The sequence below is a fragment of the Streptomyces sp. NPDC054770 genome (genome assembly GCF_053611985.1).
Map to the genome: position 1 here is coordinate 1 of NZ_JBSHBL010000160.1, position 7231 is coordinate 7231.

5 protein-coding genes are annotated in these 7231 nt (G+C 73.6%); all 5 read right to left on the reverse strand.

Features of this window, described 5'->3' with window-relative positions:
* Positions 1-55: 55 nt before the first annotated feature.
* Positions 56-1006 carry a bifunctional riboflavin kinase/FAD synthetase gene (locus ACWGKQ_RS51550; RefSeq protein ID WP_453299071.1) on the reverse strand — a complete coding sequence of 317 codons (951 nt, stop codon included), beginning with the start codon at positions 1004-1006 and terminating at the stop codon, positions 56-58.
* A 118-nt stretch (positions 1007-1124) separates the two neighbouring features.
* Positions 1125-4967, reverse strand: coding sequence for a trypsin-like peptidase domain-containing protein (locus ACWGKQ_RS51555; protein WP_453299072.1), 3843 nt, complete (start codon positions 4965-4967; stop codon positions 1125-1127).
* Positions 4968-5236: 269 nt separating this feature from the next.
* Positions 5237-6142 (reverse strand): tRNA pseudouridine(55) synthase TruB, encoded by a 906-nt coding sequence (truB, locus tag ACWGKQ_RS51560; RefSeq protein ID WP_453299073.1) that lies wholly within the window; start codon positions 6140-6142, stop codon positions 5237-5239.
* Positions 6139-6600, reverse strand: a complete 462-nt coding sequence (gene rbfA / locus ACWGKQ_RS51565; RefSeq protein ID WP_453299074.1) for a 30S ribosome-binding factor RbfA — start codon at positions 6598-6600, stop codon at positions 6139-6141. The genes truB and rbfA overlap by 4 nt, the downstream gene beginning before the upstream one ends.
* A 46-nt stretch (positions 6601-6646) precedes the next feature.
* A complete protein-coding gene (locus ACWGKQ_RS51570) occupies positions 6647-6940 on the reverse strand; it encodes a DUF503 domain-containing protein (protein ID WP_046732584.1) in 294 nt (97 codons plus the stop codon).
* Positions 6941-7231: the final 291 nt, after the last annotated feature.

A 7231-nucleotide genomic window follows, 5' to 3' on the forward strand; every position in this document is an offset into this window, starting at 1 on the left:
GCGCGAGGCACCGGCCGCCCTTCGGCGTACTGCTTCTGCTGAGCCCTGCGGGGGATCAGGTGTTGTCGGCCGCCACCAGCTCCCGGCAGCGCTTGACGTCCTCGGCCATCTGCTCGAGGAGCGCGTCTAGCGAGTCGAACTTGGCCTGGCCGCGGACGAAGGCCAGGAAGTCGACGGCGACATGCAGGCCGTACAGGTCGAGGCCCACGCGGTCGATGGCGTACGCCTCCACCGTGCGCTCGGTGCCGTCGAACTGCGGGTTGGTGCCGACCGAGATCGCGGCCGGCATCACCTCGCCCTGGACGTGCAGGTAGCCGGCGTAGACGCCGTCGGCGGGGATGGCGGTGTGCGGGAGCGTCTCCACGTTGGCGGTGGGGAAGCCCAGCTCGCGGCCGCGCTGGGCGCCGCGCACGACCACGCCCTCCACCCGGTGCGGGCGGCCCAGGATCTCGCGGGCGCCCGCCATGTCGCCCTCGGCGACCAGGCGCCGGGTCAGGGTCGAGGAGAACGGCTCGCCGCCGCCCGCCTCCCCGCGCACGAACAGGTCGACGACCTCCACCTCGAAGTCGTACACCTTGCCCTGCTCGATGAGGAACTCGACGTTGCCCGCGGCCTTGTGGCCGAAGCGGAAGTTGGGGCCCTCGACGACGGCCTTGGCATGCAACTTGTCCACCAGGACCTTCACCACGAAGTCGGCGGCCGACAGCTTCGAGAACTCGGTGGTGAAGGGGAGGATCAGCACCGCGTCCACGCCCAGCTCCGCCATCAGCTCGGCGCGGGTGTGGTGCGGGGCGAGCAGCGGCGGGTGGCTGCCGGGGCGGACGACCTCGCTGGGGTGCGGGTCGAAGGTGACGACGACCGCCGGAATGCCCAGCTCACGGGCGCGGTCCACGGCATGCCGGATGATCAGCTGGTGACCGCGGTGCACCCCGTCGTAGGAACCGATGGTGACGACGCTGCGCCCCCAGTCCTCGGGGATGTCCTCCAAGCCACGCCAGCGCTGCACTGTGTCCGCTCCTCGAACCTGTGTCCGTTGTCCCTGATACGCAGGTCTAAGGGTGCCATGTTTGCCGGACCCGGCTCACACCGGCACGGTCGCTGTGACCGGGCGCACGTGTCCGCGGTCACGCGGGGACCCGCACGCCCGCCAGGTTCCCGAGCATCCGCCGGGTGCTCGGACCGACCACGGCGGCCCATTCCTGCGGGGTGTCGGTGAGCCAGCGGGCCATCAGGGCGGCGAATCCGGGCACGTGCCGGCCGAGGTCGACCAGTCCGCGGTCGAACAGGGTCGCCCCGTCCGGGGTGCGGACGAGCAGCAGCCCGGTGCGCCTGACCAGCTCGCGCATGCCGTCACCGTCGTCCTCGCGCTGTGCGGCGGCCGCGTGCAGCAGCGCGTCGAGGACGCCCGGGTCGCGTTCACGGTCCAGCAGGAACTCCAGGAGCTCCTGGCGCAGCGGCCGCGAGGCGGGGGTGCCGGCCGCGCCGAGCACGGTCGCGAGGGCCGCCCGGACCGGCTCCGGGCCGTCGTCGAGCAGCTCGGTGACCAGTGGCAGGAGGACGGTACGGGCCTCGGCGCCCTGGTCGAGGCGGCGCTCGACGAATCCGGCCACCTGCCCGGCGAGCTCCGGCCGCAGCTCGGCGACCTCCAGGACCAGCTCGGTGACCCGCCGGGCGAGCGCGGGTGCGGTGAGGTGGGCGAGAGTGCGCAGCACCTGTGGTGCGTCCGGTCCGCGCAGCCGGGCGCGGAAGGCCTCCAGTACCTCGGCTGAGTGGGTGGCCAGGGCCGGGACCAGGGCGGCGGGCGACAGCTGGTGGTCTCCGGTGGCGAAGTGCCGTAGCGCCTGCGGGAGATGACGGGCCCGGGTCACCGGGTCGCGGACCAGCAGGGCGAGGGCGCCGCCGTGCAGGGTGCAGTCGGCGGGGCGGGCGAGCAGGGCGAGCGCGGCGTAGCGGAGCAGTTCGCGGTCGGGTTCGCTGTGCACGTGCGGGGCGGTGCGCAGCCCGTGGGCCACGGCGGCCACCCGGCGGGCCGGCCGCTCGTCGTGCGCCCAGCGGTCCACGGCCCGGCACACCGCCGACGGCTCGTCCTCGGCGAGTACGGCGAGCAGCTCGTCGCCGCGCCGGTGCGCCGCGTCCACCAGCACCTCGGTCAGGTCGTCCAGGGCACGGTGCCGATGGGTGTGCAGCAGCGCCTGGGCCGCCGTCGCCACGGTGGCGTGCGGCATCGCGGGCAACGGCCGCTCGTCGTCGAACCACCGGGTGAGATACGGCTGTACGGCGGTGGGGTCGGCGGCCAGCAGCCGGGCCACGGCGTCCAGGTAGCGCGGGGCCGTGCCCTCGGGCTGCTCCGTCGGCGGCCAGGTGGGCGGCTGCACGGGCGACCGCGTCGGCCGGGCTCCGAAGCGGCCGATGCCCGCCGTCTCCGGCAGCGGCTCGTCGGCGAGCACCAGCCTGCGCAGCAGGTCGAAGCGGTCGGCGGCGGCCGGGAGGGCGAGCGCGGTCCAGAAGTCCGGCCCGAAGTCGGGTGGTGCGGTGTGCTGTTGGCCCACCACGCGGTCGGCGAGCAGCCGCAGCACGCCGATGTACGGGGTCGCGTCGGGCAGCCGCAGCAGGGTCTGGGCGAGCAGGCGCGCGGCCCACCAGGAGCCGGGGTCCAGGTCGAGGGCGTGCACCAACTCATCCAGCCGTGGGGCGAGTTGGCTGGGGCCGTAGTCACGGTCGAGCAGCAGCAGGGCCTGGACGACCGGGCCGACCCGGTGGTGCGGGACGGGGAGGGGGTGGGCGCCCAGGGGGCTTCGGGGGCGGTGGACGAGGGCGTGCAGGGCCTCGTCCAGGTCGAGGTGCATGCCCTGGATCCAGTCGGCGAGTTCCTCGTGGGCGAAGCGGTAGCCGCCGCCGGCGGGCACCAGCAGGCCCTCGGTGAGCACGGCGGAGGCCCAGCCGGAACCGCCCCCGAGGTGGGCGGGGACGGGCCCCCAGGGGAACACCGCTTCGAACGACTCCCGGTCCAGCTCGCCCTGCCCGGGGCCGAGGCTGCGCCGGGCGGCCTCGTGCACCTGCCCGGAGACCCGGGCGGCGAGACGCCGTACGGCCGTACCGCGCAGGCCGTTCTCGGCGGCCAGCCGGACCGCGATACGCAGGCACATCAGGTCGAGGTAGGCGGCGAAGACATCGTGCCGGTCGATCGGGTCGTCGTCGGCCGGGGCGTCCGGGAGGGCGGCGCGGACCTCGGAGAGCAGGCGCAGGGCGAGGGGGTGGCGGGCGTCGCGGTCGATGAGGGCGTCGTCGGGGATGCCGTAGCGGGAGCGGGCGCGGCGGGCCTCGTCGGGGGTGAGGTCGGTCAGCCGGATGCACGGGGGGTCGCCATCGGCGCCGTGGCCGTTTCGGTGCTCGTGCCCGTGCCCGTGCAGGAGGTCGGGGGGGAATTCGGCGCCGGCGCGCTCCCAGTACTCCTCGCGGCAGGCCACGAGCAGACGGGCGCCGGTGTCGCGCAGCCAGTCCGCGGTGCCCTCGGTCCAGGCGGGGAGCCGGTGGGTGAGGACCGGGGGCATCTCCTCGGGGCCGTCCAGCAGGAGGAGGAGGGGGCGGCCGGCGCGGGCGGCGAGGCGGGCCAGCCGCTCCACGGTCAGCTCGCCCAGGTCGCCGGGGAGCTGGGAGCGGGAGGCGGCGACGATCCGCACCGCGCGTTCCAGGGAGCGGCGGGCCGCGTCGGCGACGGAGGTGTCGGCGTCCTTGAGGTCGGCGCCGCGGAGCCAGAGGGTGGGGGCGGGGGTCGCTTCGCGAGTGCGGCGGGCGGCGAGGGCGGCGAGTTCTGTGGTGCGGCCCGTTCCGGGGGCGCCTACGAGGGCCAGGACCGTGCCGGTTGTGTTTCCGGTGCCGGTTGTGTTTCCGGTGCCGGTTTTGGTGTCGGTGCCGGTTTTGGTGCCGGTGCCGGTTTTGGTGCCGGTGCCGGTTTTGGTGCCGGTGCCGGTTTTGGTGCCGGTGCCTTCGGCGAAGGCCGACAACTCCTTTGAGATGGACGATCGTTCGATGGGTTGCACGGGGTCGGTGTATGCGCCGGTGAGTGCCGTGAGAGGTGGTGGGGCGGCTGCGGGTGCGTGGGGGCTGGTCGCGCAGTTCCCCGCGCCCCTTTGGGGCGCTCCGGTGCGGGGCGCTGACATGTGAGGGGGTGTCATGTGGGGGGACGTGCGGCCTACGTAGCCGGTCAGGGCTCCTGGGGGGCCGTCCTGGCCCACGGACGTGGCCGTCAGTTCCAGGACGCCTGCCAGATTCAGGTCGATGCCGTAGGCCGGGACCGTGGCCGCGTTGGTGGCCAGGAGGTCGGCCAGGGGGCCGCTGTCGGGGTGGTGGAGGGGGACGGCGAAGCCCACGTCGCGTTGGCCGGACTGGAGGGCGGTGCCGAGGACCGCCAGGACCGCGCCGGTCTCCGCGTCGAGGACCGGGCCGCCGGCCGCGCCGCCGCCCAGTCGCAGCGCGTCCCGGCCTGCCGTGCCGATCGCCAGCTCCAGGGCGTCTTCGAGGAGATGGAAGCGGTCGGTGGCGGTGTACGTCACCTGTGTCGCGGCCAGCACCCGGGCCTCGCGCCAGCGGTCGGCGGCGATGCGCACGTAGGCGCCGGCCGGGATGCGTTCCCGTACGGTGATCGGGAGCGGGTCCACGGCGAGGCCCTCGGTGCGCACCAGGGCCAGGTCGTAGGCGGGCAGCGGGACGACGGCGTCCGAGCCGACCACACAGGTACGGTCCCCGGCCGCGTGCAGCACGATCCGGGCGAGGCCGTCGACGGCCTCGTGGCTGGTGATGAGCGTCCCGTGATGGTCTGCCAGGAAGCCGGTGCCACGCGGACGCCCGGCGAGGTCGCGGACCCGGACCAGCCGCTCGTCGAGCCCCGGCGCCGTTTCCTGCTCCGCCTCCCGTGTACCGTCCGCCGTCCGGCGACCGCTCCCGGTTCGCGGACCGCGTCCCGCCATGATCGAACCTCCCCGCCCGTACACCCGTGCCCTTGTCCAGCACTGTCTTCGACCGTAGGGGCGAAATGATCAGCGGGACAGAGCGGGCGGTGAACGCGCCCCCCTCTGCTCCCCCGGTTCACTCCGAGCGCCTGCTCGGTCGGGTGAATAGCCGGGGGCGGGTGGATACACCCTAGGGGTGGGGGAACCGAGGGGGGACCGTGGAGCGGCGGCGGCGCCAGACCCCGTGGTCGCCGCTCCACGGGCAGAGCCCAACGGGTTCCGCGGGCTCAGGTGAAGACGGCGAGGCTCTTCGCCTTGCCCTTCTGCTCCTCGACGAGCGCCAGGAAGCGGCCCTCGGGGTCGAACACGGCGACGGGTCCGGTGCCCGCGTACTCGTCGGGCATCTCCAGGCGCACGCCGTTGGTGAGCAGCCGGGCCCGCCTTGCGTCGACGTCCCAGCGGCGGAACGCGGCCCCGGCCGCCTCCGCGACCGGCATCACGGTCAGCTCCTGCTGGAGCTGGTCGAGGGTGCGCGCGGAGTCCAGCTTGTACGGCCCGACACGGGTCCGGCGCAGCGCCGTGAGATGGCCGCCGACGCCCAGGTCGGCGCCCAGGTCACGGGCGAGGGCGCGGATGTAGGTGCCGGAGGAGCAGACGACGGAGACGACCAGGTCGAGGACGGGGGTGCCGTCCTCGGCGACGGCGTCCCGGACGTCGTACACGGCGAAGGAGGAGACGGTCACCGGGCGGGCCGGGATGTCGAAGTCCTCGCCGTCCCGGGCGCGCTTGTACGACCGTACGCCGTCGATCTTGATGGCGCTGACCTTGGACGGCACCTGCATGATGGCGCCGGTCAGCTTGGCGATACCGGCGTCGACGGCCTCCCGGGTGACCTTGGAGGCGTCGGTGGACGAGGTGATCTCGCCCTCGGCGTCGTCCGTGACCGTGTTCTGCCCGAGGCGGATCGTCCCGAGGTACTCCTTCTCGGTCAGGGCGAGGTGCCCGAGGAGCTTGGTGGCCCGCTCGATACCGAGGACGAGGACACCCGTGGCCATCGGGTCGAGGGTGCCGGCGTGCCCGACGCGCCGGGTGCGGGCGATGCCCCGCATCTTGGCGACGACGTCGTGGGAGGTGAAGCCCGACGGCTTGTCGACGATGACAAGGCCGTCGGGCGGGGTGGGCTTGCTGGTCATTCGGTGGCGTCGTCCGTCTCGTCGGCCTCGTCTTCCGCACCCGGCTTGCGGTACGGATCGGCCTCACCGGCATAGGCGGCGCCCGCGGAGGCCTCGCGGACCTTCGCGTCGGACTGCCGCGCCCGGTCGAGGAGGTCCTCGATGTTGCGGGCGGTGTCCGGGAGGGCGTCCGCGACGAAGGTGAGGGTCGGCGTGAACTTCACGCCGGCGGCCCGGCCGACCTCGGAACGGAGAATGCCCTTGGCGCTCTCCAGACCCGCGGCTGCGGCGTTCCGCTCCTCCTCGTCGCCGTACACCGTGTAGAAGACGGTCGCCTCCCTGAGGTCACCCGTGACCCGGGTGTCCGTGATGGTGACGTGGGTGCCGAGCCGCGGGTCCTTGATCCCGCGCTGCAGCTTCTGGGCCACCACCTCTCGGATGAGGTCCGCCAGCCTCTTAGCCCGCGCGTTGTCGGCCACTGGTCCGTCTCCCGTTCTTTCTTCTTGTCGTTCTCAAGTCTCAGGTCTAGTCGTCGTCGCCGTGGAAGCGCCGTCGCACGGACAGCAGCTCCACCTCGGGGCGGCCGGCGACCAGCCGTTCGCACCGGTCGAGTACGTCGGTCAGGTGCGCGGCGTCGCCGGAGACCATGGCAAGGCCGATGCCGGCCCTGCGGTGAAGGTCCAGGTGGTCCACCTCGGCCGCGCTCACGGCGTACTTCCGCTGGAGTTCGGCGACGATCGGGCGGACGACGGAGCGCTTCTCCTTGAGCGAGTGGATGTCGCCGAGGAGGAGGTCGAAGGACAGGGTCCCCACGTACATGTATGTATCCGGTTAACCCGCCGGTACGGGATCGATGGCCCTGTCAGGAACGGTACCCCGTCCCTGCCGGGGGCTCGACCGACTTTCCCCAGCGATGGGGGGTGCGCCACCTCGCCCGCCTTCCCACCCGCCCGCCCGACTCGGCGGGCCAGGAGGTGACCGTCACGGGGCTCCGCCCCGGACCCCGGCCTCGCCCGCCCACCACCCGACTCGGTGGGTTGAAAGGGTGCCCCCTCGGTCGAACCCTTCTCGAACGACCGTGTGGGGTGGTGGGGGGGCGAAGGCCCGGGG

Bases quoted from the DNA above. Each gene is read 5' to 3' on its own strand.
- truB (WP_453299073.1), bottom strand. From the start codon at position 6,142: ATGACCAGCAAGCCCACCCCGCCCGACGGCCTTGTCATCGTCGACAAG.
- ACWGKQ_RS51570 (WP_046732584.1), bottom strand. From the start codon at position 6,940: ATGTACGTGGGGACCCTGTCCTTCGACCTCCTCCTCGGCGACATCCAC.
- ACWGKQ_RS51555 (WP_453299072.1), bottom strand. From the start codon at position 4,967: ATGGCGGGACGCGGTCCGCGAACCGGGAGCGGTCGCCGGACGGCGGAC.